The following is a 23,112-nucleotide window of genomic DNA, read 5'->3' on the forward strand; positions in this document are numbered from 1 at the left end:
AGCAGGACCCGAACCCGGGGCTCCACACCCTGCACCCCGCGCTCAGCGCCAGGCACTTTTACTACGTTACCCGCCAGTTTCTACCGTGTCAACCCAATATTTCCGATCAACACCGCATCATCCAGCTTTGTCCCGGTCAGGTGCGCAACTCGTCGTCGGTAGCCCGATTCTGATTGCCCCGCCCGGACCAGTCCGGCTCGGCGATCTCTCGCCTCGGCCTGGCTGCCCGCTGTCCCGGCCCGTTTTGTCCGGTGTCCCGCGTGCAGAGAGAAAGTTACGCGCCCCGCCCGCAGAACACAAATCAGCGTTCATCGCTACGATGCTCGGCGGCGCCGCGATGCCATCCTGACGGCCGCGACTGCCGTTCGGCGCCGCTGCGTGCCACAGTGGCAGCCATGCCCCACACGCCGGTCGTTCTCGCCGAAGACGCACTGCTGGGGCTGCTGCTGCCCTTCTGGCAGATCCTCATCGGGATCTTCGTGCTCCTCGCCGTCGTCGTCTCCGTACGGCGGCTGGCCAGCCGTGGCCAGTCCAGGATGACGACCGCACTGCTCGTCACCGGCGGCGCCATCGTCGGGCTGGCCGTGCTCGGCGTCCTCCTGCAGGGCTGACCACTCCCCCGAACCGGGGGCAGGCCGCCCGGCCCACCCGGACAGCGGATCAGGGCGGCGGATCAGAGGCGGCGGTTCGCCAGGCTGGGCAGCTCCTGCCGGATCCGGTGCAGCCGCTCGAGGTCGAGGTCGACCACCGTCACCCCGACGACGTCCGGCGCCTGGCCGAGCACCGTCCCCCACGGGTCGACGACCATGCTGCGGCCGAAACAGGTACGGCCGGGGTCGTGGTCACCGATCTGGCCGGCGGCGACCACGAAGCACTGGTTCTCGATCGCCCGGGCCCGCAGCAGGATCTCCCAGTGGTCGCGCCCGGTGTGCAGCATGAACGCCGCGGGCACCACCAGGATCTCGGCGCCGGCGACCGCCAGCCGGCGGTAGAGCTCGGGGAACCTCAGGTCGTAGCAGATGGACAGGCCCACCGGCACGCCCTCGACGTCGACCACGACGGGTTCGGTGCCCGGCGCCACCCCGGCCGACTCCAGGTAGGAGACCCGGCCGGGGATCTCGACGTCGTACAGGTGGATCTTCCGGTAGGTGCCGGCGAGACTGCCGGCCCGGTCGAAGACCAGCGACGTGTTGTACGTGTGCTCCGGGTCCGGGCCGGCCTCGTGGAAGGAGCCGGCCAGCACCCACATCCCGAGTTCCCGGGCCGCGTCGGCGAAGAAGGCGCCGAACTCCCCGTCGACGGGCTGCGGTTCGGGCTGCTTGGCCGAGGGGCCGAGGTAGTCGACGTACTCGGGAAGCACGGCGAGGTCGGCACCGGCCGCGGCGGCCCGGCGCAGCAGGTCGTGGGCGGTCTTCAGGTTCTCCTGCGGCTCGTCACGGGCGTTGAGCTGGCACACGGCGACACGCATGCTGGCAGCCTACGGGCCGGGTGACGAGCCGGCCAGAGGCGACGGCTCAGGCCGACTTTTCCTCACGCTGGTCGCGACGACCCCGCCGGCCGGTGAACTCACGCGGCACGATGGTCGGGTTGACGTTCTCCAGCACCACCTCACGGGTGATGACCACACGCGCGGCGTCGGGGTTGCTGGGCACCTCGTACATCACCGAGAGCAGCACCTCCTCCATGATCGCGCGGAGGCCGCGGGCCCCGGTGCCCCGCAGCATCGCCTGGTCGGCGATCGCTTCGAGGGCGGGCGCGTCGAACTCCAGCTCGACCCCGTCGAGCTCGAACAGGCGCTGGTACTGCCGTACGAGTGCGTTGCGCGGCTCGGTGAGGATGCGGACCAGCGCCTCGCGGTCGAGACTGCGGACGTTGGTGATCACGGGAAGCCGGCCGATGAACTCCGGGATCAGGCCGAACTTCAGCATGTCCTCGGGCATCACCTGGCTGAAGATGTCGTCGGTCGACCGTTCCGACACGGCCCGCAGGCGGGCGCCGAAGCCGGTGCCACCCTGGCCGGTGCGGGACTCGATGATCCGGTCGAGGCCGGCGAACGCACCACCGACGATGAAGAGCACGTTGGTGGTGTCGATCTGGATGAACTCCTGGTGGGGGTGCTTGCGCCCGCCCTGTGGCGGCACGTTGGCGACCGTGCCCTCCAGGATCTTCAACAGTGCCTGCTGGACGCCCTCGCCGGACACGTCGCGGGTGATCGACGGGTTCTCCGACTTGCGGGCGATCTTGTCGACCTCGTCGATGTAGATGATGCCCGTCTCGGCCCGCTTGATGTCGTAGTCGGCCGCCTGGATCAGCTTGAGCAGGATGTTCTCGACGTCCTCACCGACGTAGCCGGCCTCGGTGAGAGCCGTCGCGTCGGCTATGGCGAACGGGACGTTGAGCATCCGGGCCAGCGTCTGGGCCAGGTGTGTCTTGCCGCAGCCGGTCGGGCCGATCAGCATGATGTTGGACTTCGCCACCTCGACGGCGTCGTTGCCCGACCCCGGCGCCCCGGCGGCCTCGGCCTGGATGCGCTTGTAGTGGTTGTAGACCGCGACCGCGAGTGCCTTCTTCGCCTGGTCCTGGCCGACCACGTACGAGTCGAGGAACTGGCAGATCTCCATCGGCTTGGGAAGCTCTTCCCACTTCACCTCGCCGGACTCGGCCAACTCCTCTTCGATGATCTCGTTGCAGAGATCGATGCACTCGTCGCAGATGTAGACCCCTGGGCCCGCGATGAGCTTCTTGACCTGCTTCTGCGACTTACCGCAGAAGGAGCACTTGAGTAGGTCGCCACCGTCACCGATCCGTGCCACCTACGTTCTCCCTGCGCTCATCGGCCGGTTCGCTCACCGGCCCTGGCCTGAGGACGGGGTGCCCCGTCGCTCCGATCGTCGTCGTCCCGGTCCTGCACGTCCGGCTCGATCATCCACGATCGCTGTCGATCGCAGTCATCAGCCCTGGTCGTTCATGCCGGTCTGTCGATCACGTCGGTCTGTGGTTCGCGTTGTTGCCCCGGCTTGCCGCCGTGGTGTTGCCGCGCTTCCCGATCGTTCCGCCGGTCGAGCCGGCCGAACGGTGCAGTCTCGACGTTACCCGCTGCCGGGGATTTCTCCGACCCCCGAAACGGGTGTGTCAGGGGCCGGCCGGCTTTCGCGGGCCGGCCGGCCCCTGACCCGGGTCGGATCAGCCCGCCGCGTTGGCGGCGAGCAGGCCCTTCTTGCGGCTGGTGAGGATGGTGTCGACGAGGCCGTACTCGCGCGCCTCCTCAGCCGTCATGATCTTGTCACGGTCGATGTCCTTGCGGACCTGGTCGAGCGGCCGGTCGCAGTGCCGCGACAGCATCTCCTCGAGCTGGGTACGCATCCGCAGGATCTCCCGGGCCTGGATCTCGATGTCCGAGCCCTGGCCGTAGCCGCCCTCGGTGGCCGGCTGGTGGATGATGATCCGCGAGTTGGGCAGCGCCATCCGCTTGCCCGGGGTGCCGGCCGCGAGCAGCACCGCCGCCGCGCTGGCCGCCTGCCCGAGGCACACGGTGAGGATGTCCGGACGGACGTACTGCATGGTGTCGTAGATCGCCGTCATGGCGGTGAACGAGCCACCGGGCGAGTTGATGTACATGGTGATGTCGCGGTCGGGGTCGGTGCCCTCGAGCGTCAGCAACTGCGCCATCACGTCGTTGGCCGACGCGTCGTCCACCTGGACCCCGAGGAAGATGATCCGGTCCTCGAACAGCTTGTTGTACGGGTTGGACTCCTTGATCCCGTACGAGGTCTTCTCGACGAAGGACGGGAGGACGTAGCGGTTGTGCACCGCGGCGAGCTGCGGCGGCAGGGTCAGGTCGCTCATGGTCGCCTTCCTCAGTTGCGGGTGCCGGCGCCGGTCGGGACCTGCGTCGCTCCGGTGATCACTTGGTCGATGAAGCCGTAGTCGCGTGCCTCGGCGGCCGTAAACCAGCGGTCACGGTCGGAGTCGGCCTCGATCTGGGCCGGGTCCTGACCGGTGTGGTGGGCGACCCGCTCCTGGAACATCCGCTTCGTGTACAGCATCTGCTCGGCCTGGATGGCGATGTCGGACGCGGTGCCCCCCATGCCGCCGGACGGCTGGTGCATCATGATCCGCGCGTGCGGCAGGGCGTAGCGCTTGCCCTTGGTGCCGGCGCAGAGCAGCAGCTGCCCCATCGACGCCGCCATGCCCATCGCGATGGTCGCCACGTCGTTCGTGACGTACTGCATGGTGTCGTAGATCGCCATGCCGGAGTAGACCGAGCCGCCGGGCGAGTTGATGTAGAGGTTGATGTCGCTCTCCGGGTCTTCGGCGGCGAGCAGGAGCAGCTGCGCGCAGATCCGGTTGGCGACCTGGTCGGTCACCTCGCTGCCCAGGAAGATGATCCGTTCCTTGAGCAACCGGTTGTAAACCGTGTCGTCGAGGTTGCCACTGAGGGAGTCCCCACCACGGGCGACGATCGCCCGCGACGGCACCGCTGGGATGTGCAGTTCGGTCATGGCAGCCCTTCGCTCTCCGTGCGTCTTACGCCCGACACTAACCGCTGCCGGGGGTCGCAGCTTCCTTCCGCGCACAGTGTTCGCTCTCAGCGCAGTGGGCCGGAGCCGGCCCACAGAAAGGGATTCGGCCGCCGTACGTCCGAGGACGTGCGACGGCCGCCCGTCGAACGACTCAGTGCTCGTGGTTGTGCTCGCTGGCAGCCCGCAGCTCGTCGATGCTCAGCGCGTTGCCCGCGGTGTCGGTGATCTTCACCCGCTCCAGGACGGCGGTCAGCGCCTTGCCCCGCCGTACGTCGCCGAAGACGGCGCCGGCCGTGCCGGACCGGACGAGCTGGTCGTAGTACTGCTGGGGGGCGACGCCGGCCCGCTGTGCGCGGTGCACGATCTCGTGGCCGAACTCGTCGTCGCTGACCTGCACGTCCTCGGCGTCGGCGAGCGTGTCGAGCAGGAGCTGGATCTTGACGCCCTCGGTCGCGGCGGCGTTGAGCTCCTCGTCGACCTGCTCCTCGGTCTTCTCCTCCGACGTGAGGTAGTCCTCCATCGAGGCGCCGATCCGCTCGAGTTGGTCGATCATGGCCTGCTTGCGGTGCTCGACCTCGTCGCGGACCACGCCCTCCGGCGCCGGTACGTCGGCGGCGGCCACGATCTGCTCCAGCGCCTTGTCCCGCGCGGCGTAGATCTGCTCGACCTTCTTGACCCGGGTGACCCGCTCGCTCAGGTCGCCGCGCAGCTCCTCCAGCGTGTCGAACTCGCTGGCGAGCTGAGCGAACTCGTCGTCGAGCGGCGGAAGCTGCTTCTCCTTGACCGTGCGGACGGTCACCGCCACGTCGGCGTCACGGCCGGCGAAGTCGCCACCGACGAGCTGGGTGACGAAGGTCGCCTCGTCACCGGCCGACATGCCGACCAGCACCTCGTCCAGGCCGGGCAGGAGCTGCTTGCTGCCCACCTCGTGGGAGATGTTGCTGGCGGAACCGCCGGGCACCTCGACACCATCGACGGTCGCCGCGAGGTCGATCTGGACGTAGTCGCCGTCGGCGGCCGCCCGCTCGACCGTCTTCAGCGTCGCGAACCGCTCCCGCAGCCCGTTGAGCTGCTCCTCGATCTCGTTCTCGCCGACCTGGAGTTCGTCGACGGTGACCTCGATGCCGGCCAGGTCGGGAATGGCGATCTCGGGCCGGACGTCGACCTCGGCGGTGAACTTCAGCGGCTCGCCGTCGGTGAACTCGGTGATCTCCACCTCGGGGCGACCGAGCGTCTTGACGTCGTGCTCGCGCACGGCCGCGAGGATGTTCTCCGGGATCGCCTCCTGGACGGCCTCGTTGAGCACCGTGCCGCGGCCCACCCGCTGGTCGATGACGGCGGACGGCACCTTGCCCCGGCGGAAGCCCGGGATGTTGACCTGCTGGCCGATCTCCCGGTACGCCTTCCTGAGGCTCGGCTCGAGCTCGACGAACGGCACCTCGATGGCGAGCCGGACGCGCGTCGGGCTCAGAGTCTCGACGGTGCTCTTCACAGGCGTACTCCTTGACGGATCTCAGTCTTGGTCTGGGCGTGATTCAGCCCATCGAGTGTAGGCGAGCCGATCGGCCGGCCCGGCGGGCACCCGACACCGCTGGTGGATCACAGTCGGGGTGGCGGGATTTGAACCCACGGCCCCTCGCTCCCAAAGCGAGTGCGCTACCAAGCTGCGCCACACCCCGTGGCGGAGAGAAGTGTATGACGTCGACGGCCGGGCGCGCCGCCTGGTATCCGTCTCCGGGCGGGCCGGGGCCGGGAACGCACTGGGAACCAGGTTGCCGGACCCGCTATGCTGTGGCCGTACCTCGGGTGATCGAGGTGCATGCGGGCGTAGCTCAATGGTAGAGCCTCAGTCTTCCAAACTGATTACGCGAGTTCGATTCTCGTCGCCCGCTCCGCGTCTCGTCTCGTACCGTCCAGGGTCTTCCCCCGTGACACCCGCTCGCCGATGGTCCCTGCGCGACCGTGCCGAAGGTCCCGTCAGGAGCGGTCTCCCGGCACTGATCGCAGCCCCTCTCCCGGTGGTCGAATTGATTCGTCAGCGAGAGTCAGGAAGGCGTGAACGGCCATGACGACGACGATCGAACGCACCGCCAACCACCGGGTGACCACCAACGCGGTGATCCCGCCGGTCACCGGAGCCATCCGCCCGGCCGAGACCACCGGCCGCAAGGCCACCCGCTACACCCTCGCCGGGCTGCGGCTGGCGCTCGGCTGGATCTTCCTCTGGGCGTTCCTCGACAAGCTCTTCGGCCTCGGCCAGGGGACCGCCGCGGAGCAGGCCTGGGTCAACGGCGGCAGCCCCACCAGGGGCTTCCTCGGCAACGCCGTGGCCGGTCCGTTCGCCGACTTCTACCGCGGCTTCGCCGGGGCGGCCTGGGCCGACTGGCTCTTCATGATCGGGCTCGCCGCCATCGGCACCGCGCTCATCCTGGGCGTGGGCATGCGGGTGGCCGCCGCGGCCGGTGGCCTGATGATGGTGCTGATGTGGACCGCCGTCCTGCCCCCGGCGAACAACCCCTTCATGGACGACCACCTGATCTACGCGGGTGTGCTCCTGGTCCTGGCGCTGACCGCGGCCGGTGACACTCTCGGCCTGGGCCGGCTCTGGGCCCGCGTCCCGATCGTCAAGCGCCTTCCCTTCCTCAGGTAGCGATCCGGATTCTCAGGTAATGACCCGAACACGAACTCGCCGGCGGCTCGACCCGCCGGCGAGTTCCGTGTGTCACCGCCACCTGCAAGATCCCGGTGATCAGGGAGTTCACCGGCAGACGCGCCGGCGACACGCTCGACTCAGTCCCTGATCACGCGGATCTTGGGGGGTTGGTGGTCGGGGAGGTGTCGACCGTCTGGGGGGTCGGCAGGCGGGGGGTGTGGGCCGGGCCGGCGTGCTCGGGGTCGGCCACCCCCAGGCGGATCACCAGGTAGGGCCAGCCCAACTCGGCGACCAGCCGGCGCAGCGCCGCCCGGGTCGCGGTCACCTCGACCACCGCGCTCAGCGGCAGCACCGAGGCGCCGAGCCGGGTGGCGGTCAGCCAGGCCGCGGAGAGCGCCTCACCGGCCCGCAGCCACCACAGCGGCTCGTCGCCGTCGCCGTACAGCAGGCCGTAGAACGCCGCCCGGTCGTGGCCCGGCGCGATCGGCAGGGTGCCCGGCTGACCGAAGTCCCGCCCCGGCACGGTCGTCGCCGGCTGGACCTCGGGCAGGGCGTGGGCCGGGACGCCGAGCCCGTCGCCGCGCCCGATCCAGTACGCCAGCTCCTCCTGGACCGCCGGGTCCTCCCGCTCGGCGGTGCCCGCCCGGTCGGCCGCGGACGCCAGGTCGTAGACCTGCTCGCCGGTGAGCACATGCAGGTGCGGCCCCTCCGCGCGGACCGCCTCCGAGATCGTCTTCAGGACGTCGTCGGTCAGCACCTCGTCGCTGAGCGGGCGCCGGTCGGTGTGCCGTACCGACATGGTCTGGACCAGGCGCACCGCGGCCTGGTCGGGCGTACGGTGCCCGCCGGGGGTGAGCACGGCCAGCAGGTCGGGGCGGTCGGGGTCGGGCAGCCGCCGCACCGCGCAGTCCCAGCCGTCGGCGGCGAGCGCCGTCCGGGCATGGTGCAGCGCGGCGCCGCAACTGATCATCAGCAGCCGCCCCTCCGGGTCGGTCGCGGCGAGCTGCCGGTCGCTTACGGCGGACAGCTCGAGCCGGTCCGGATGGACCGTCCACCGCCACGGTTGCGTGTTGTGCACCGACGGGGCGTGCCCCGCCATCGCGGCGGCCCGGGCCAGAGCCTCCGCCGCCTTGTCGGTCTGGGTCACAGCCGTCCCGCCTCAGTCTCGGATCGGATCCCTGCTTCGGTCAGTATCCCAGCAGCGCCGGTCCGGAACCCCGGCTACCCGCCGGAGCCGGCGTCGCCCGCGCGCCGTCCGGGTGTCGCCGGGGTGGACCGACCCGCCGTACGGACACGGGTGGCGACCCGGGGGTGGTGCGGCTACGGTCGGGCGGCCAGGGTCGCCGGGGACCGCCGTCCCCGTTCGAGGAGGGCGTCGCCGCCGTGTCGCTGCTGAAGCGGTTGTCAGAGTCGCCGGACGAGCGGCCGGACGCGGTCCGGGTCGCCGGCAGCGCGCTGTCCGGCGCCGAACTGCTGCGGTGCGCGGCCGCGGTCGCCGACCGGGTGCACGGGCTGGAGCGGGTGGCGGTCGAGGCGACCCCGACGATGGAGACGGTGGTCGGCGTCGTCGGGGCGCTGCTCGCCGGGGTGGCCGTGGTGCCCGTACCGGCCGACGCCGGGGCGATGGAGCGCCGGCACATGTTCGCCGACTCGGGTGTGGCGGCACTGCTGGCGGCCAGGGGCAGCGACGTGGCGCCGGGCGGGCCGCCGGTCGTACCGGTGGATCTGGCCCAGCGGTCCGACCGGACGTGGCCGGAGCCGGAGCCGGAGCGGGCCGCGGTGATCCTCTACACCAGTGGCACCACCGGGGCGCCGAAGGGCGTGGTCGTCTCCCGGCGGTCGATCGCGGCCTGTCTCGACGGGCTCGCCGACGCGTGGGCGTGGACGCCCGACGACCTGCTGGTGCACGGGTTGCCGCTGTTCCACGTACACGGGTTGGTGCTCGGGGTGCTCGGGCCGTTGCGGCACGGCAGCCGGCTGGACCACGTCGGACGCCCGCAGCCGCGGCGGTACGCGGCGGCGGGCGGCACCCTCTATTTCGGGGTGCCGACGGTGTGGTCGCGGGTGGCCGCGGACCCGGATTCGGCGCGGGCGCTGCGGGGTGCGCGGCTGCTGGTGTCCGGCAGCGCGGCGCTGCCGGCGGCGGTCTTCGCCGACCTGCGGGAGCTGACCGGGCACCGGATCGTGGAGCGGTACGGGATGACCGAGACGCTGATCACGGTGAGCGCGCGGGCGGACGGTGCACGCCGGCCGGGCACGGTCGGGACGCCGCTGCCGGGGGTACGGACCCGGCTCGCCGACGAGCGGGGCGGGCCGGTGCCGGCCGACGGCGAGGCGATGGGCGAGCTGCTGGTGGCCGGGCCGACGCTGTTCAGCGGCTACCTGAACCGGCCGGACTCGGACGCGGCCAGCACCGCCGGGGACGGCTGGTTCCGCACCGGCGACGTCGCCACGATCGGGCCGGACGGGGTGCACCGGATCGTCGGCCGGGCCTCCACCGATCTGATCAAGAGCGGCGGTTACCGGATCGGGGCCGGCGAGGTCGAGGACGCGCTGCTGGCCCACCCCGGTGTTCGGGAGGCGGCCGTGATCGGCGTACCGGATCCGGACCTGGGGCAGCGGGTGACGGCGTACGTGGTGGCCGACGGGGTCACCGGCCCGGAGCTGGTCGAGTTCGTGGCCCGCAACCTGGCCGTGCACAAGCGGCCGCGGGCGGTGCACCTGCTCGACGCGCTGCCCCGTAACGCGCTCGGCAAGGTGCAGAAGAAGCTACTGGGCTAGCGTGCTCTCCCGGGGCACGAGGTGGAACGGCGGCCGCACGTCGTACGGGGGATGGACCGGTCTGCCCTCGATCCGGGCGACCAGTGACCGTACGGCCAGCCGGCCGATCCGCTCCTTGTCCGGCGAGATCGTGGTCAGGGTCGGGTTGCCGAACCGGCCCTCCTCGATGTCGTCGAAGCCGATGACGGCGATGTCGTCGGGGATCCGCCGGCCGGCCTCGCCGATGGCGCGCATGGCGCCGATCGCGATCAGGTCGTTGTAGCCGAAGACCGCGTCCGGCGGCTCGTCGAGGGCGAGCAGGTCGCGCATCGCGCGCAGCCCGTCGACGCGGCGGAACTGCGTGGTGGCCGCGACGAGGGTGGGCTCGAACGGCAGCCCGGCGCCGGTCAGGGCCTCGCGGTAGCCGCGTAGCCGCAGGTGGGCGGATTGGCGGTCGTCGGCCTGCGCGCCGACGAAGGCGATCCGGTGCCGGCCGATGGACACCAGGTGCTGTACGGCGGCGTGGCTGGCGGCGATGTTGTCGATGGCGATGTGGTCGTGCGGTACGTCGTGGACGCCTTCGCCGATGAGCACCAGCGGGGTCGGGTCGGTGCGGGCGAGGATCTCGTCGCGGCCGATCCGCCCCGGGCTGAATATGAGGCCGTCGATGACGGGTCGGCGGGAGCCGTCGGTGAGGGCCAGTTCCCGGTCCCGGTCGGCGGCGGTGTCCTCCAGGACGAGGGTGTAGCCGAGGCTGGCCGCCTCGCGGATGGCGGAGCCGGCGAGTTCGGCGAAGTACGGGTTGTTGAGTTCGGGAATGGCCAGGGCGATGAGACCGGTCCGGCCGCGGCGCAGGTGCCGGGCGCCGAGGTTGGGCGCGTACCCGAGTTCGTCGATCGCCCGCTGCACCCGCCGCCGGGTCTGTTCGCCGACCGGGCGGTAGCCGTTGACGACGTTGGAGACGGTGGCCAGTGACACTCCGGCCCGCAGCTCGCCGTCGGTCGTCGCGTACGTCGTCTACAACGAGGGCTGGGGCGAGCGGGAGCTGGCCGACACCCGTCGGGTCGGCCAGAACGTCAAGAACCAGGACCCGATTCGCCTGGTCAACACCCACGGCGGACACAACTGCTGCCAGTCGCTCGGCAACCCCGGCAACGGCGACATGGACGACTGGCACGTCTACGTCGGCCTCGTCGCCGGCACCCACAACCTGATGGTCGGCAAGGGGCTGAGCGCGTCGGTCTACACCGAGATCACCGACCTGGAGGGCGAGCTGAACGGCTTTCTCACGTACGACCGGCAGGTGGTCAAGATGGACCAGAACCGGGTACGCGCCGCCAACCAGGCGCTGATCGCGGCGTCGAAGGCGCTCGGCAGCTCCGGCCCGGTCACCCTGCCCGTCCACACCCGACGGTCGTCGCAGGTGACCACCCCCGGCTTCACCAACCGCTACCTGCGGCACATGAACGGACTGGCGTACACCGAGGTGGTCGACGCGGGCAGCCCGACGGTGCTCAGGCAGGACGCGACGTACACGGTCCGGCCCGGGCTCGCCGGCACGGGCTGCTACTCGTTCGAGTCGGTCAACTTCCCCGGCCAGTTCCTGCGGCACGTCGATTCCCGGGTCCGCAACTCCCCCGACGACGGGTCGGCGCTGCTGCGCGCCGACGCCACCTGGTGTGCCCGTACCGGGCTGACCGGCGGCGGGGTGTCGTTCGAGTCGTACAACTTCCGGGGGTCCTACCTGCGGCACCACGGCGCGGAGGCGTGGCTGAGCAACGGCGCCGGCGGACCGGCGTACAACTCGCCGGCGTCGTGGCTGGCCGACGTGACCTGGAACGTCACCGGCCCCTGGGCGCCGTGACCGGCCGGTCCTGACCCGCGGGTCAGGACCGGCGGCCGGCCAGGTAGGCGTCCTCGGCCGGGTAGTCGAACATCGGGGCGAACCAGTCCGTGTCGACCCCGGCCGGGACGCCGGCCCCGCGCGTGGTGGCCTCGACCAGCCAGTCGATCTCGGCGGCGACCGTGGCGGCGAAGTCGCCGGCCGGGACGTAGCCCAGGTCCAGCGCCGCGGTCATGTCCAGCACGATCGGGTACGGCGCCGGCCACGGGTGCTGCCCCAGCGCCGGGTCGGCGTCCCCGTCGAGCAACACCTCCGCCCACTCGTGGCCGAGGTGGCGGGCGACCGTACGGGCGATCTCCAGCGCGCTCGGCGCGTCCGGGTCGGCGCTGTTCAGGATCCGCCGCCCCGGCCGGGCCGCCACCACCTCGACCAGGGCGGCGATGTTGGCGGCGGCGGTCGTGTGGTCGGTGCCCTCGCCCCGGTTCGCGAGGAACACGGCGGGCCGCCGGTCGAGGACCCGCTTGACGAAGACCCACTCGCGCGGCCGGACGGCGCCCGTACCGTGCACCTTGGAGGGACGGAGCACGGTGACCGGGGCGCCGCTGTCGAGCAGCACCCGCTCGGCCGCGACCTTGTTCGGGCCGTAGCCCTCCCGGGTCTGGTGGTCGCCGTCGCCGGGCGCCAGGGTCGGTTGGGTCTCGCGGACCGGGCCGGCGAACCGGGGCGGCGCGTCGGAGTTGGAGTGGTTGCCGTCGGCGTCGACGTAGACGGCCTTGCTGGAGATCATGACCGTCGAGCCGGCGTCGCCGGCCAGCGGCAGCAGCGCCTCGGCGTCCCGCGCGGTGTAGCAGACGCAGTCGACGAGCAGGTCGGCGCCGGTGCCGAGGGCCGTACGCAGCGCGGCCGGGTCGGCCCGGTCGGCGGCGACGAAGCGGGCGCCGGCGGCGGCGAGGTCGGCCGGCAGGTTGGCCGGATTCCGTCCGGTGACGTCGACCCGCCAGCCGGCGGCGAGCAGGCGGTGTGCGGTGGCCCGGCCGATCAGGCCGGTCCCGCCGATGATCAGGGCACGGGGCATCCGGCCAACCTACCCGCGCTCCCGGGCGCGACCGCCTCCGGCCCGGCCGGCTCCGGGACGCGACCGGCTCCCGGCCCGCGCGTCCGGCCCGGCCCGCCGGTCAAGATCCGGGTGATCAGGGAGTCTGTGGCGCGGCACGCCGACGACACGCGCGATTCAGTCCCTGATCACGCGGATCATGAGGGGGTCAGCAGGGTGCCGAACTCCTCGTAGGGCGGCAGCGCGGGCCAGCTCGCGGAGAGGTTCTTCTGGAAGTAGGCGGCGCCGGGGTCCCAGGTGTGGCCGGTGGCTCGGCGGTGGTAGACGTAGCCGAGCGGGTGGGTGCGGAAGATCAGGCCGCCGTGGCGCTTGACCCGGTCGATCAGCCCGAGGTCGACCGAGCCGGGCACCGGGCGCCAGCCGCCGACCTCCTCCAGGTCGCCCCGGCCCATCATCATCGTCCCGCCGGCGATCACCTGCGCGTCCGACTCGGCCGCGCCGGCGGACCGCCGTACGGTGATCCCCTTCGACTCCAGGAACACGAACTCGGCGCCCTTGCCGACCAGGGCCGCGCCCGAGAACTGCCGGGCCAGCACCAGATCCCAGACGTGCTCGGCGCCGTACGTGTCGTCGTCGTCGAACTTGGTCACCAGGCTGCCCCGGGCCCGGGCGGTGGCCACCCCCAGCGCCTCGCCGAAACTGACCGTGGCCGGGACCTCGACCAGTTCGATCGGCCGGTCGTAGCCGGGCAGGCTGGCCCGCAGCGGCTCCGGCGCCTCGACGCCGTGCAGGCACAGCACGATCTCCAGCTCCGGGTAGGTCTGCGCGGCGATCGCCCGCAGCGCGCCCGGCACCATGTCGAGGCGGCGGGTGACCAGCAGCGCGCTGACCGCCGGTGGGCGGCGCAGGCCCGGAAACGCCGCGCCGGTCGCCGCCGGCAGCGCGAAGGCGGTCCCGTGGTCGCGCATCGCGGCCCGGCGCTGGGCGACGCTGCGTACCTCCAGGGCGAGCGGTTCGGTGCCGTCGACGGCGGTGGTGACCAGGCGGCGCAGTTCCGCGCCGAGCAGGTCGCCGACGGTCGGCGGCAGGTGGGGGACGTACAGCACCGCGCCGGTCATCGCCAGCTGCACGAACGTGCCGGCGACGGCGACCGGGTCGTTGACCGGGACCCGCGGGCACTCGACGACACCGACCCCGCGCAGGGCGGCGAGGGTCGCCGGGTCGGGGCCGCGCCCGTCGACGGCTGCCCCGGACGGACGGAAGTCCAGGCGTACACGGGGGGCGTCGGGGGCGTACGCGCCGGCGGTGCGCCCGCGCGGGTTGACCCGCTGGGCGTCGACCAGGATGGTGGTGCGTCCGGCCGTGCGCAGCCCGTACGGGGTGGCGCCGGCCGTCGCCGCGTACCGGTCGGGTTGGTCCGGTGCGCCGCCGGGCGGGCACAGGAGCAGGTCGTGGGCGCGTACGTCGTCCTGGCCGGCCGGGTCGCCGGTGACGACGGTGGCCGGTGGGCGGATCGGCAGGAAGCCGGGCAGGGTGTCCCGGGCGGTCAGCCGGGCGCCGGCCGGGCGGGGCAGCGGCCGGGTGGGGCTGAGGGCTTCCAGCGCCGCGCCGACGACGAGGCGCAACTGCGTCGGCCGGCGCAGCGTGACCCGTACGACGGCCGGCCCGCGCCCGCCCCGGGGCAGCGTCACCCGGTGGCCGACCAGGTGGTCGAGCCAGCCGACCCGGCCCGACCAGCCGTGCCGGGGGCTGCGCCACCAGCCGACGGTGATCACGGCGCTGGTGACGGTGCGCAGCGTCGACGGGGCGGTGACCAGGTGCCGCAGCCGGTCGACGGAGCCGGCCAGCACCGCGACCGATCCGATACCGGTCGGTACGACATGGGTGCCGACCGCGCGGCTGATCCGTTCCGAACGGGACACCGGCAGGGCTCCGGTGAGCCGCCAGGTGATGCCCGCGGTCCCGGCGCCGGTCATCGGGCCAGTCCGCGCCCGTCGGTCAGCTCGGGTGTGGCGGCACGGGGTTGCGGCGTCCGGGTGGCCGTGTCGAGGCGGCCCTTCTTGACCGCGCGCAGCGCCTCGAAGAGGCGGTAGGCGCCCCGGCCGACGAGCCGGTGCTTGAGCCCGGCGGCGCCGCCCGGCATCGGGTAGCCGGCCGGTGGCAGATATCTCCGGTAGTGCTGTGCCATGCGGGTGAAGAACTCCTTCCGCCGCATCTTGGGCACCCTGTGTGAGTGCCCCAACACACTGAGATAGTGCCAGATCATCCGCTGGAAAATGAGCGGTCGCACGGACCCGGTCTCGGCGGGGTGCTCGTCCATGAAGGCGAAGACCCGCTCCCAGTGCGGGAAGACCTCGAAATGCCGGTCGCTGACCGTCTGGGTGATCGCGCCGGCCTGCCGCTGGCGGTAGGCGTAGCAGTCGCGGTCCAGCAGCGCGATCCGGTCGGCGGCCAGCATCAGCGGGAGGCTGAACGACACGTCCTCGTACCAGCCGGGGCCGAACCCGATGCCGGTCTCGGCGAGGAAGTCCCGCCGTACGATCTTGTTGCAGGCGATGTGCAGGACGTTGAGCATGCTCGGCTGCCCGGCCAGCGTGAAGGTGTCCGGCATCGGCCGGCCGCCGGTCACCTTGGCCAGCGACTCGTACCGCCGGGTGCCGTCGGGGTAGACCCGCGCGTAGCCGACCACCAGCAGGTCCGGTTCGGTGTCGGCGAGCCGCGCGGCGACGGCTTCGAGGGTGCCCTCGGGCAGCCAGTCGTCGCTGTCGACGAACCAGACGTAACGGCCGGTCGCTGCCGCGAGACCGGCGTTACGGGCGGCGCCCAGCCCGCTGTTGCGGCTCAGCGTGACGACCTTCAGGCGCGGCTCACGGGCGGCGTGACCGGCCAGGATCTCGGCGCACCCGTCGTCGGACGCGTCGTCGACGGCGACCACCTCGACGTCACCGAACGACTGCCCGAGGATGGAGTCCAGACACTCGGCCAGGTATTCCTCGACCCGGTAGACCGGCACGATCACACTGAGCAACGCCACCTGGGTCGACCTCTCCGTCCGTCGGGCGGAGCAATTATGCGGCAGCCGGGTCGCACGCCGTCAAATTCCACGGCCCGCGCCCCGGCCGCTCAGAACAGCGCGGCGAACCAGTTCCAGATCCCCATCACCCACTCGGTCTGGCGCAGGTAGGCGATGCCGACGCCGACCAGGAACACGCCGGTCGCCAGGTGGGCGCCCTTCGCGGTGCGCCGGACCCGGCCGAGCTGGCGCTCCAGCACGACCCGGCCGAGCAGCCGGGACAGCCCGAAGACACCGGCGGCGACGAAGAGGGTCAGGACGAACGTGACGACCGGGCTGGTGAGGTCGCCGCGGGCCGAGATGGCCCAGATTCCCCAGCAGACGAAGGCGAAGAGGCCGCCGACGATGCTCCACTCGCTGCCCAGCCGCAACTGGCGCATGTGGTAGCTGAGCGGCATCCGGGGCTGGTGCGGGTCCGGCGCCCCGGGCCAGCCGGTGCCGGTGGGCTCGTGCTCGTGGGCGGCGGGAAACGACTCGGTGGGGGCGGGACGCGGGCCGACCTGGGCCACCCCGCGCCGGAACGGTGCCGGCCCGAGCGGCACCTCCTGCCGGGGCACCTCGACGGTGCGCTCCCACGACTGGCTCTGGTTCGGCTGGTCTGCCATGCTTCCTCCCCGTCGGTGGCGCATCGACCCGGCGCCGATCCGTCGGACCCTGGTCGATCCGCACCGGGATCGACCGCCCCTGCCCCTTCGAGCGCCGGCCACCGTTCGCATACGAGGGTACCGAGCCGACAAAACGGTCGCCCACCGTGCGCCGATCGGCTAGACACGCAACATGACCGAAGCCGAACTGCCGATCCAGCCGGCCACCCCCGACGACTGGGACGAGGTCGGCGCCCTGATGGCCGCCTCGTTCCACCATGCCCTGGAGTCCGACGTCCACGAGAGTGAACGGCTGGTCTTCGAACCCGACCGGTCACTGGTGGTCCGCGACGAGGGACGTGTCGTCGCGCACGCCGCGGCGTTCACCCGCGACCTCACCGTCCCCGGAGCGGTGGTGCCGGCGACGCACGTGACCATGGTCGGGGTCGCGCCCACCCACCGGCGCCGCCGGCTGCTGACCCGGCTCATGGAGCGGCAGCTCGGCGAGGCCCGCGACGCCGGCCGCGAGCCGGTCGCGGTGCTGTGGGCCAGCGAGGGCCGGATCTACCCGAGGTTCGGCTACGGCCTCGCCAGCCAGCGCCTCGTCCTCGACGTCACGGCCCTGGAGGCCGGCCTGCCCGAGGCCGCCGGGGGCCGGCTGCGGACCGGCCCGCCGGACACGTTCCGGACCGAACTGGCCGACCTGTACGACCGGCTGTTGCCGGACCGGCCCGGCTGGTCCAGCCGCCCCGGCCGCTGGTGGGACCACCTGCTCGGCGACTTCCCCGGTCAGCGCGACGGCGCCACGGAACGCCGGGCCGTGCTGTACGAGGGCGCGGACGGCGTCGAGGGCTACGCGCTGTGGCGTACCAAGGGCGGCTGGACCCCGGGCGGACCCACCGGCGAGGTACGCGTCCAGGAGGTCGTCGCGGCGACCCCGGACGCCTACCGCCAGCTGTGGCGGTTCCTGCTGTCGATCGACCTGACCCGGACCGCGACCTATCCGTTCGGGTCGCTCGACGAGCCGTTGCAGCACCTGGTCGCCGAGCCGAGGCAACTGGTCCCCAGGGTCGCCGACGCGCTCTGGGTACGGCTGCTCGACGTCGGTGCCGCGCTGGCCGCCCGCCGCTACCGGACCCCGGTTGACGTGGTGGTCGACGTCACCGATCCGCTGCTGCCGGACAACACCGGCCGGTGGCGGCTGACCGGCGACCGTACCGGCGCCCACTGCGAACGCACCGGCGGCCCGGCCGATCTCACCTGCGACGTCCGTGACCTGGGCGCGGTCTACCTGGGCGGGCCGGACCTGAACGCCCTCGCCGCCGCCGGCCGGGTCGGCGAGCTGGTTCCCGGCGCGGTGGCGCGTACCTCCGCCGCGTTCGGCTGGGACCGGGCCCCGGCGTCGCTGGAGGTGTTCTGACCGGGCCGGGCCGGTACCGTCGGCACATGGCGGATCCCGAACGCCGGCGGCGCCGGCTGCGGCACACCAAGGCCGGACGCGTCCCGGTCAGCCCCGACGACCCGGCCGAGGGCGGGGCCGGACCGGACGGACCCGCCCGGCCGGCCGCGTGGCCGGACGACTCCGGGCGGCCGGACGGGCCGTCGGCGTCGACCGCACAGGTGCACGACCCACGGCCGGAGCCGTCGGCGCCCCGGCGGCGCGACACCGGCCGGCCCACCGACTCCCGCCGCGGCACCGGCCCCACCGGCGGCGGAACGACCGCCGCCGGTGACGGACCGGCCGCTGGAGCTCCGGCCACCGGTGGTGGTCGCGGTGCCGGTGGGCGGGGCAACGGGCGCGGCGACGGCAGGCGCGGCAACGGCGGCCCGCCGGCCGACGACCGGGAAGCCGAACGGGGGCTGCGCGGGCTGATCGGCTCCGGGACCTCGCAGGTCGACGTACGCGCCGCACTGCGGGCCCGGGACGCGTCCCGGCCGACCGCCGCCGACCTGGCCGAAGCCGAGGATCGGCTGGTGGTCGTACGCCGCAACTGGGTGCCCCGCGAAGACCTGCCGCGCAACCGCTGACGGCCGCCCGGTCACCCGGCTACGGCAGCGGGGGCAGTTCGGTCGTCGCCTCGTACCCGGTGATCGTCGCGATCCGGCGCGCGTGCCGGTCGTTGCCGGAGAACGGGGTGGCCAGGAACGCCTCGACGATCGCGGTCGCCTCGTCGAGGGTGTGCTGGCGGGCGCCGATCGCGACCACGTTGGCGTCGTTGTGCTGGCGGGCGAGCTGCGCGGTGTCGACGTTCCACGCCAGCGCCGCCCGTACCCCGTCGACCTTGTTGGCCGCGATCTGCTCGCCGTTGCCGGACCCGCCGATGACGATGCCGAGGCTGCCCTCGTCGGCGACCACGCGGGCCCCGGCGTGCAGGCAGAACACCGGATAGTCGTCGTCGGGGTCGTAGTGGTGCGGGCCGACGTCGACCAGGTCGTAGCCCTGCTTGGCGAGGTGGTTGGCCAGGTGTGCCTTGAGCTCGAAGCCGGCGTGGTCGGCTCCCAGGTATACGCGCATGACCGGCAGTCTGTCAGCCGCCGGCCGGAGCCCGGCGCCGGGACACGGCGCCGGGCGATCGGTCACACCAGCGCCGCGCGCAGCGCCGCCGCGATCTGGTCGGTGGCCACCGCGGCGGCGTCGAAGATGGCGAGCTTGCGGACGAAGCCGTGGTTGACGCCCTGGTAGCGGACGGTCACCACGGGCACGCCGGCGGCGAGCAGTTCGACGCCGTACCGCTCGCCCTCGTCGCGCAGGACGTCGTACTCGGCGGTGATCAGCAGGGTGGGCGGCATGCCGGCCAGCGGCGCCGCGAGCGGTGCCACGTCCGGCGCGGCCCGGTCGGCGGGGTCGGGCACGAACAGGTCCCAGAACCGGGCCATGGTCGCCCGGTCGAGGCCGGCCCCACCGAGGTCGCGGTAGGAGTCCGAGGCCATCGCCGGGTCGATGACCGGATAGATCAGCACCTGGTGGGCCAGCGGCCGGCCGGCGTCGCGCTGCCGGCGGGCGACGACGGTGGCCAGATGGCCGCCGGCACTGTCGCCGCCGATCGCCACCCGGCTCACGTCCAGCCCGAGACCTTCGCGGCGCAGCCAGGTCAGCGCGGTCTCGACGTCGTCGACCCCCGCCGGGTACGGGTGCTCGGGCGCGAGCCGGTAGTCGACCGAGAGCACCGCGCAGCCGGACCGGTCGGCGACCCGCCGGCAGAACGCGTCGACGATCTCCACATTGCCCATCGCCCAGCCGCCGCCGTGCACGTAGACGAGCACCGGTACGCCGGGAGCGGGCGCGTAGAGCCGGCACGGCACCCCGTCGGCGTCCACATCGGACACCGAGGCGACCGGCACCGGAGGTCCGCACTCCGCCGGCACCGCGGCGAGCATGGCCGCCCGGCCGGCCGCCAGCGCCGCGAGCGGATCGGCGTCGACCACCTCGGACGTCGGCCGTGGCCGTACCGCGAGCGCGGCCACCACCTGCGGGTGAAGGGTCACGCGCTCACGCCCCTGCCCCGTCCTCGCCGAGCTGGGCGAGGACGAGGCCGGCGCGGGCCTTCGGGGTGAACCAGGTGCTCTTGCGGGGCAGCTTCTGGCGGGCCAGGTTGACCGCCACGAAGTCGTCGACGGTCACCGGGGCGATCAGCACGGCCAGCTCCGCCCGTCCGGCGTCGACCTCACCGGTCAGCCATTCGGCGGGGTAGTCGCCGCCGACGTACGTGATCCGCTTGTCGCCCGGGTCGAGGCCGAGGACACCGCGCAGCAGCACCCGCTCGACCAGGGCGTGGTCGAGATTGTCGACGACGCCGCCACCGGCGGTGGCCGGCAGCTTGACCGCCAGGGTGCGGCCGGCGGTGTAGAGGTGGACGACCCCGCCACCGGTCGGCACGGTGGCCGGACCGGCGACCGGTTCGACCGTGGCACCGGCGGCGGTCAGCTCGGCGACCAGTTCGTCGGGAGTCACGGTCAGCTCGGCGACCAGCCGGTTGTAGGGCTGGATGGCGACCGACGCCGGGGTGGTCACCACGGCCAGGAAGCGGCGCAGGCCGCCGGTCTGCGCCGCCAGGCTGCGGTGGTTGCCGTCGGCGACGACGAGTTCGCCGCCCCCGGCCAGCGCGGTCAGCTCGTCCTGCCCGGGGCCGGGCCCGACGAGCCAGATCGCGTGCGTACGCCCCGACTGGTCGACATCGGTCGCCGCCGGTGCGCCGGCCCGCTCGGTCGCCGCGGCCAGCGCCGTGTGCAGTTCCTCGCCCCGCCCGGTCTGCAACAGCAGTACGGGCGACAGCAGGTGCCCGGTCTCCTCGGCCAGCGCGACCCGCTCGCGGACCTTCTCGATGAACACGTCCTCGTTGCGGATCACCAGCCCCGGTTCGTCGGCGCTGGTCGAGATCTGGTCGGTGTCGACGGCGGCGAAGAGCCCGTACGCGGCGCCGTCGCTGGCCGGCTCGGAGATCCGGTAGAGCACCACGACCCGCTCGGCCGGGGTGTAGCTGCCGTCGGCCTTCGCCTCGGCCAGCCGGGCGACGGCGGCGGGCAGGCTGTCGAGGAAGGAGCGGCCCTCGGCGTCGGGTGCCTTGTGCGGCATCTCGATCGCCAGGGCGCTGTGCGGGTTGGCCCCGATGATCGCGGTGATTTCCGCGTCGTCGGCGAACTCGTCGTAGTTTTGCGCGCCGGTGCCGCCAGTGGTGATCCAGGCCCGGGCGATCGGATGCACGACCGTCATGTTCGGTGACGCTACCGTCGCACCCCGGTGTGACGCCCGATACCCCGGCGGTTCACCGCCTGATGGGCGGGGCCGCGGCGGCCGTCCGGACGTACCGGCTGGTCCGGGGGTCGGGTCAGGCGGCGCGGGCCGGGCGGCGGACGGCGGGCCGGACCGGATTGTCGCGCGGGGTGCCGGACCCGACGACCGCCATCCGGCGGCGGCGGGTCGGGGCGGCCCTGCGCACCGGCACCGGCACCGCTGCTGCGGCCGGCACCGCAACGGCCGCCGGCACCGCAGCCTGCGGTGCTCCGGTGGCCGCCAGCACCGACACCACCACGGGCGGCGCCAGCAGGTCGGCACATCCGGGTGGAAGCCGGTCACTCCACCGGCCGACCTCGACCGCCCAGCGGCCGCCCAGACATTGCGCGACCTCGGCGGGCTCTGCGGGCTCCGCGGCTGGTTCGCGGGTCTCGACCATCGAAATGCCTCCGCTGCGGCGATAGCACGACCCGTTCCGGGTCGCCGTGATGAACACCCTGCGCAACGAGGCTGTCGACCACTTGTCACGGCGCCGTCAGCCCCACGATAGGCGGATACCGCCGCCGGCCGGGCCGTTTCCCGCCGGCCGCCGCCCCCGTGCCCTTCGTGGCAGGGCGGCGGGTGGTGATCGTCAGTTGTCCCGCCGTTGCAGGTACGGCGTGTCGAACTGCTGGGCAGCAGATGATCACGGATGCCCTGGCGGCGGCCACCACCACCTCGTCCCGGCGCCCGCGCCTGCCGGGGAAGGACCCCTCAGGTGTTGCGGTCCACAGCGAATTCGGCGTACGTACAGCGAATTCACTGTAGGGCGTGGCAGTGGTATCGGGCCTCCGGGTGGGCCGGTGGACCGGGCCGGCACCCACCGCCCTGAGCACTGCCCGGCCACGGCGAGCAGTTCGGTACGGTGCCGGGACACGCCAGCCGCTGACTGGCAGTCAAGCTCCTGACCAGGCCAAACGTCTCCCGCCGGGCCGGCGCCGGCGGTAGCGGGCGGACAGGTCGTGTCGAAGGCACGAAGCCGGCCAGACGAAGGGTCACGCCCACTACCACCAGCATCAGCTCACCACTGGTGAACCGACCCCGTCGACGCAGTCCTGGGCCAGGCCGACGCCGACCCCGCCATGCTCACAGTCAGTCGAAGGACGGGTCCTCGTCGCGGGACCGCTTGAGCTCGTAGAAGCCCGGCGTGCCCGCGACCAGCACGACCCCGTCCCAGAGCCGACCGGCGGCCTCGCCCTTCGGCGCGGGGGTCACGACCGGCCCGAAGAACGCGACCGGCTGGCCGGGGACCGGGCCGGGCGCGTGGATGACCGGGGTGCCGACGTCGGTGCCGACCGGCTTCATGCCGGCGTTGTGGCTGGCCACCAGCGCCTCGTCGAACTCGGTGGAGTCGGCGGCGTCGGCCAGCGCCGGATCGAGGCCGACGTCGGTGAGCGCGTCGACGTAGAGCTGCCGGCCCAGTTCCTGCCGGCCCAAGTGGATCCGGGTGCCGAGCGCGGTGTAGAGGTCACGCAGCACGGCGGCGCCGTGCTCGCGCTCGGCGGCGATGCAGACCCGTACCGGCCCCCAGCCGGCCTCCAGCAGCTTGGCGTACTGCTCCGGGACGTCCCGGCCGGAGTTGAGCACCGACAGGCTCATGACGTGGAACCGCATGTCGAGTTCGCGTACCTTCTCGACCTCGAGCAGCCAGCGGGAGGTGACCCAGGCCCAGGGGCAGATGGGGTCGAACCACATGTCGACGGTCTCGCGCTCAGCCACGATGCTGTCCTTTCCCATGGTCGGCGCGGGATGTCGCGCCCCTGCGCCGAATCCTTCCCCCACGAAGGCCGTGACGGCACCATTACCAGAACGTGACCTGGACCACCCCCGCCAGTTGTTTTTCGACATGGA

Annotated in this window: 21 protein-coding genes, 2 tRNA genes and 1 pseudogene; 7 read left to right on the plus strand and 17 right to left on the minus strand. The window is 72.7% G+C overall.

What is annotated here, in order from left to right; genetic code table 11:
- Positions 1-386 precede the first annotated feature (386 nt).
- Positions 387-611 carry a hypothetical protein gene (locus AB0M79_RS30830; RefSeq protein WP_364220547.1) on the plus strand — a complete coding sequence of 75 codons (225 nt, stop codon included), beginning with the start codon at positions 387-389 and terminating at the stop codon, positions 609-611.
- Positions 612-673: 62 nt separating this feature from the next.
- Here the strand turns inward: AB0M79_RS30830 and AB0M79_RS30835 are convergent, their stop codons facing one another.
- The 6 genes from AB0M79_RS30835 to AB0M79_RS30860 all read right to left on the minus strand — a co-directional run bounded on the left by AB0M79_RS30835 (position 674) and on the right by AB0M79_RS30860 (position 6,202).
- Entirely contained in the window at positions 674-1,468 is a 795-nt protein-coding gene (locus tag AB0M79_RS30835; protein ID WP_357544449.1) for a carbon-nitrogen hydrolase family protein, read from the minus strand.
- Between the two features lie 46 nt (positions 1,469-1,514).
- On the minus strand, positions 1,515-2,813 hold the full coding sequence (gene clpX / locus AB0M79_RS30840; protein WP_212821858.1) for an ATP-dependent Clp protease ATP-binding subunit ClpX: 1,299 nt from the start codon (positions 2,811-2,813) through the stop codon (positions 1,515-1,517).
- Positions 2,814-3,183: 370 nt separating this feature from the next.
- Positions 3,184-3,846: an ATP-dependent Clp protease proteolytic subunit gene (locus AB0M79_RS30845; RefSeq protein WP_364220551.1), complete on the minus strand. Its 663-nt coding sequence runs from the start codon at positions 3,844-3,846 to the stop codon at positions 3,184-3,186.
- Between the two features lie 11 nt (positions 3,847-3,857).
- Positions 3,858-4,502, minus strand: a complete 645-nt coding sequence (locus tag AB0M79_RS30850; protein WP_212821860.1) for an ATP-dependent Clp protease proteolytic subunit — start codon at positions 4,500-4,502, stop codon at positions 3,858-3,860.
- 172 nt (positions 4,503-4,674) lie between these two features.
- Positions 4,675-6,015: a trigger factor gene (tig, locus tag AB0M79_RS30855; protein WP_364220555.1), complete on the minus strand. Its 1,341-nt coding sequence runs from the start codon at positions 6,013-6,015 to the stop codon at positions 4,675-4,677.
- A 113-nt stretch (positions 6,016-6,128) separates the two neighbouring features.
- Positions 6,129-6,202: transfer RNA gene (locus tag AB0M79_RS30860), tRNA-Pro, on the minus strand.
- 142 nt (positions 6,203-6,344) lie between these two features.
- On the opposite strand from AB0M79_RS30860, the gene AB0M79_RS30865 reads away from it, so the two are divergent.
- Both AB0M79_RS30865 and AB0M79_RS30870 read left to right on the plus strand, forming a co-directional pair.
- Positions 6,345-6,415, plus strand: a tRNA-Gly gene (locus AB0M79_RS30865).
- Positions 6,416-6,588: 173 nt separating this feature from the next.
- Positions 6,589-7,173, plus strand: a complete 585-nt coding sequence (locus AB0M79_RS30870; RefSeq protein ID WP_364220558.1) for a DoxX family protein — start codon at positions 6,589-6,591, stop codon at positions 7,171-7,173.
- A gap of 151 nt (positions 7,174-7,324) precedes the next feature.
- Here AB0M79_RS30870 and AB0M79_RS30875 read toward each other — a convergent pair whose 3' ends face one another.
- The gene (locus AB0M79_RS30875; RefSeq protein ID WP_364220745.1) at positions 7,325-8,275 is read right to left on the minus strand and encodes a nitroreductase; all 951 of its coding nucleotides are present in this window, start codon (positions 8,273-8,275) and stop codon (positions 7,325-7,327) included.
- Positions 8,276-8,559: 284 nt separating this feature from the next.
- On the opposite strand from AB0M79_RS30875, the gene AB0M79_RS30880 reads away from it, so the two are divergent.
- A complete protein-coding gene (locus AB0M79_RS30880) occupies positions 8,560-9,957 on the plus strand; it encodes an acyl-CoA synthetase (RefSeq protein WP_364220561.1) in 1,398 nt (465 codons plus the stop codon).
- Here AB0M79_RS30880 and AB0M79_RS30885 read toward each other — a convergent pair.
- Positions 9,946-10,914, minus strand: a complete 969-nt coding sequence (locus AB0M79_RS30885) for a LacI family DNA-binding transcriptional regulator (protein ID WP_364220564.1) — start codon at positions 10,912-10,914, stop codon at positions 9,946-9,948. The two genes, AB0M79_RS30880 and AB0M79_RS30885, sit on opposite strands and share 12 nt — an antisense overlap.
- Here AB0M79_RS30885 and AB0M79_RS30890 point away from each other — a divergent pair.
- Positions 10,901-11,800 carry an AbfB domain-containing protein gene (locus tag AB0M79_RS30890; RefSeq protein ID WP_364220567.1) on the plus strand — a complete coding sequence of 300 codons (900 nt, stop codon included), beginning with the start codon at positions 10,901-10,903 and terminating at the stop codon, positions 11,798-11,800. The genes AB0M79_RS30885 and AB0M79_RS30890 overlap by 14 nt on opposite strands.
- 22 nt (positions 11,801-11,822) lie before the next feature.
- Here AB0M79_RS30890 and AB0M79_RS30895 read toward each other — a convergent pair whose 3' ends face one another.
- The 4 genes from AB0M79_RS30895 to AB0M79_RS30910 form a co-directional block, all read right to left on the minus strand.
- On the minus strand, positions 11,823-12,854 hold the full coding sequence (locus AB0M79_RS30895) for an NAD-dependent epimerase/dehydratase family protein (RefSeq protein WP_364220570.1): 1,032 nt from the start codon (positions 12,852-12,854) through the stop codon (positions 11,823-11,825).
- Positions 12,855-13,030: 176 nt separating this feature from the next.
- Positions 13,031-14,809: a hypothetical protein gene (locus AB0M79_RS30900; protein WP_364220573.1), complete on the minus strand. Its 1,779-nt coding sequence runs from the start codon at positions 14,807-14,809 to the stop codon at positions 13,031-13,033.
- The gene (locus AB0M79_RS30905; protein WP_364220576.1) at positions 14,806-15,867 is read right to left on the minus strand and encodes a glycosyltransferase family 2 protein; all 1,062 of its coding nucleotides are present in this window, start codon (positions 15,865-15,867) and stop codon (positions 14,806-14,808) included. The genes AB0M79_RS30900 and AB0M79_RS30905 overlap by 4 nt, the downstream gene beginning before the upstream one ends.
- Before the next feature lie 89 nt (positions 15,868-15,956).
- Positions 15,957-16,511, minus strand: a complete 555-nt coding sequence (locus AB0M79_RS30910; protein ID WP_357542519.1) for a hypothetical protein — start codon at positions 16,509-16,511, stop codon at positions 15,957-15,959.
- 172 nt (positions 16,512-16,683) lie between these two features.
- On the opposite strand from AB0M79_RS30910, the gene AB0M79_RS30915 reads away from it, so the two are divergent.
- On the plus strand, positions 16,684-17,910 hold the full coding sequence (locus tag AB0M79_RS30915; RefSeq protein ID WP_364220579.1) for a GNAT family N-acetyltransferase: 1,227 nt from the start codon (positions 16,684-16,686) through the stop codon (positions 17,908-17,910).
- Positions 17,911-18,335: 425 nt separating this feature from the next.
- Positions 18,336-18,518, plus strand: a pseudogene (locus AB0M79_RS30920) (hypothetical protein); the annotation flags it as partial.
- 19 nt (positions 18,519-18,537) lie between these two features.
- Here the strand turns inward: AB0M79_RS30920 and AB0M79_RS30925 are convergent.
- From AB0M79_RS30925 to AB0M79_RS30945, 5 genes are all read right to left on the minus strand, one after another.
- Positions 18,538-19,005 (minus strand): ribose-5-phosphate isomerase, encoded by a 468-nt coding sequence (locus AB0M79_RS30925; RefSeq protein WP_364220582.1) that lies wholly within the window; start codon positions 19,003-19,005, stop codon positions 18,538-18,540.
- Between the two features lie 62 nt (positions 19,006-19,067).
- Complete coding sequence (locus AB0M79_RS30930; protein ID WP_364220585.1) at positions 19,068-19,976, minus strand: alpha/beta hydrolase; 909 nt, start codon at positions 19,974-19,976, stop codon at positions 19,068-19,070.
- Positions 19,977-19,980: 4 nt separating this feature from the next.
- Entirely contained in the window at positions 19,981-21,201 is a 1,221-nt protein-coding gene (locus tag AB0M79_RS30935) for a DUF1015 family protein (protein WP_364220588.1), read from the minus strand.
- 115 nt (positions 21,202-21,316) lie between these two features.
- A complete protein-coding gene (locus AB0M79_RS30940; protein WP_364220591.1) occupies positions 21,317-21,661 on the minus strand; it encodes a hypothetical protein in 345 nt (114 codons plus the stop codon).
- A 692-nt stretch (positions 21,662-22,353) separates the two neighbouring features.
- The gene (locus AB0M79_RS30945) at positions 22,354-22,980 is read right to left on the minus strand and encodes a disulfide bond formation protein DsbA (protein WP_357542532.1); all 627 of its coding nucleotides are present in this window, start codon (positions 22,978-22,980) and stop codon (positions 22,354-22,356) included.
- Positions 22,981-23,112 lie beyond the last annotated feature (132 nt).

This window comes from Polymorphospora sp. NPDC051019, assembly GCF_040683055.1.
Taxonomy (GTDB): Bacteria; Actinomycetota; Actinomycetes; order Mycobacteriales; family Micromonosporaceae; genus Polymorphospora; species Polymorphospora lycopeni.

Bases quoted from the DNA above. Each gene is read 5' to 3' on its own strand.
- AB0M79_RS30835 (WP_357544449.1), bottom strand. From the start codon at position 1,468: ATGCGTGTCGCCGTGTGCCAGCTCAACGCCCGTGACGAGCCGCAGGAG.
- AB0M79_RS30845 (WP_364220551.1), bottom strand. From the start codon at position 3,846: ATGAGCGACCTGACCCTGCCGCCGCAGCTCGCCGCGGTGCACAACCGC.
- AB0M79_RS30850 (WP_212821860.1), bottom strand. From the start codon at position 4,502: ATGACCGAACTGCACATCCCAGCGGTGCCGTCGCGGGCGATCGTCGCC.
- AB0M79_RS30870 (WP_364220558.1), top strand. From the start codon at position 6,589: ATGACGACGACGATCGAACGCACCGCCAACCACCGGGTGACCACCAAC.
- AB0M79_RS30875 (WP_364220745.1), bottom strand. From the start codon at position 8,275: ATGGCGGGGCACGCCCCGTCGGTGCACAACACGCAACCGTGGCGGTGG.
- AB0M79_RS30895 (WP_364220570.1), bottom strand. From the start codon at position 12,854: ATGCCCCGTGCCCTGATCATCGGCGGGACCGGCCTGATCGGCCGGGCC.
- AB0M79_RS30900 (WP_364220573.1), bottom strand. From the start codon at position 14,809: ATGACCGGCGCCGGGACCGCGGGCATCACCTGGCGGCTCACCGGAGCC.
- AB0M79_RS30910 (WP_357542519.1), bottom strand. From the start codon at position 16,511: ATGGCAGACCAGCCGAACCAGAGCCAGTCGTGGGAGCGCACCGTCGAG.
- AB0M79_RS30915 (WP_364220579.1), top strand. From the start codon at position 16,684: ATGACCGAAGCCGAACTGCCGATCCAGCCGGCCACCCCCGACGACTGG.
- AB0M79_RS30925 (WP_364220582.1), bottom strand. From the start codon at position 19,005: ATGCGCGTATACCTGGGAGCCGACCACGCCGGCTTCGAGCTCAAGGCA.
- AB0M79_RS30935 (WP_364220588.1), bottom strand. From the start codon at position 21,201: ATGACGGTCGTGCATCCGATCGCCCGGGCCTGGATCACCACTGGCGGC.
- AB0M79_RS30940 (WP_364220591.1), bottom strand. From the start codon at position 21,661: ATGGTCGAGACCCGCGAACCAGCCGCGGAGCCCGCAGAGCCCGCCGAG.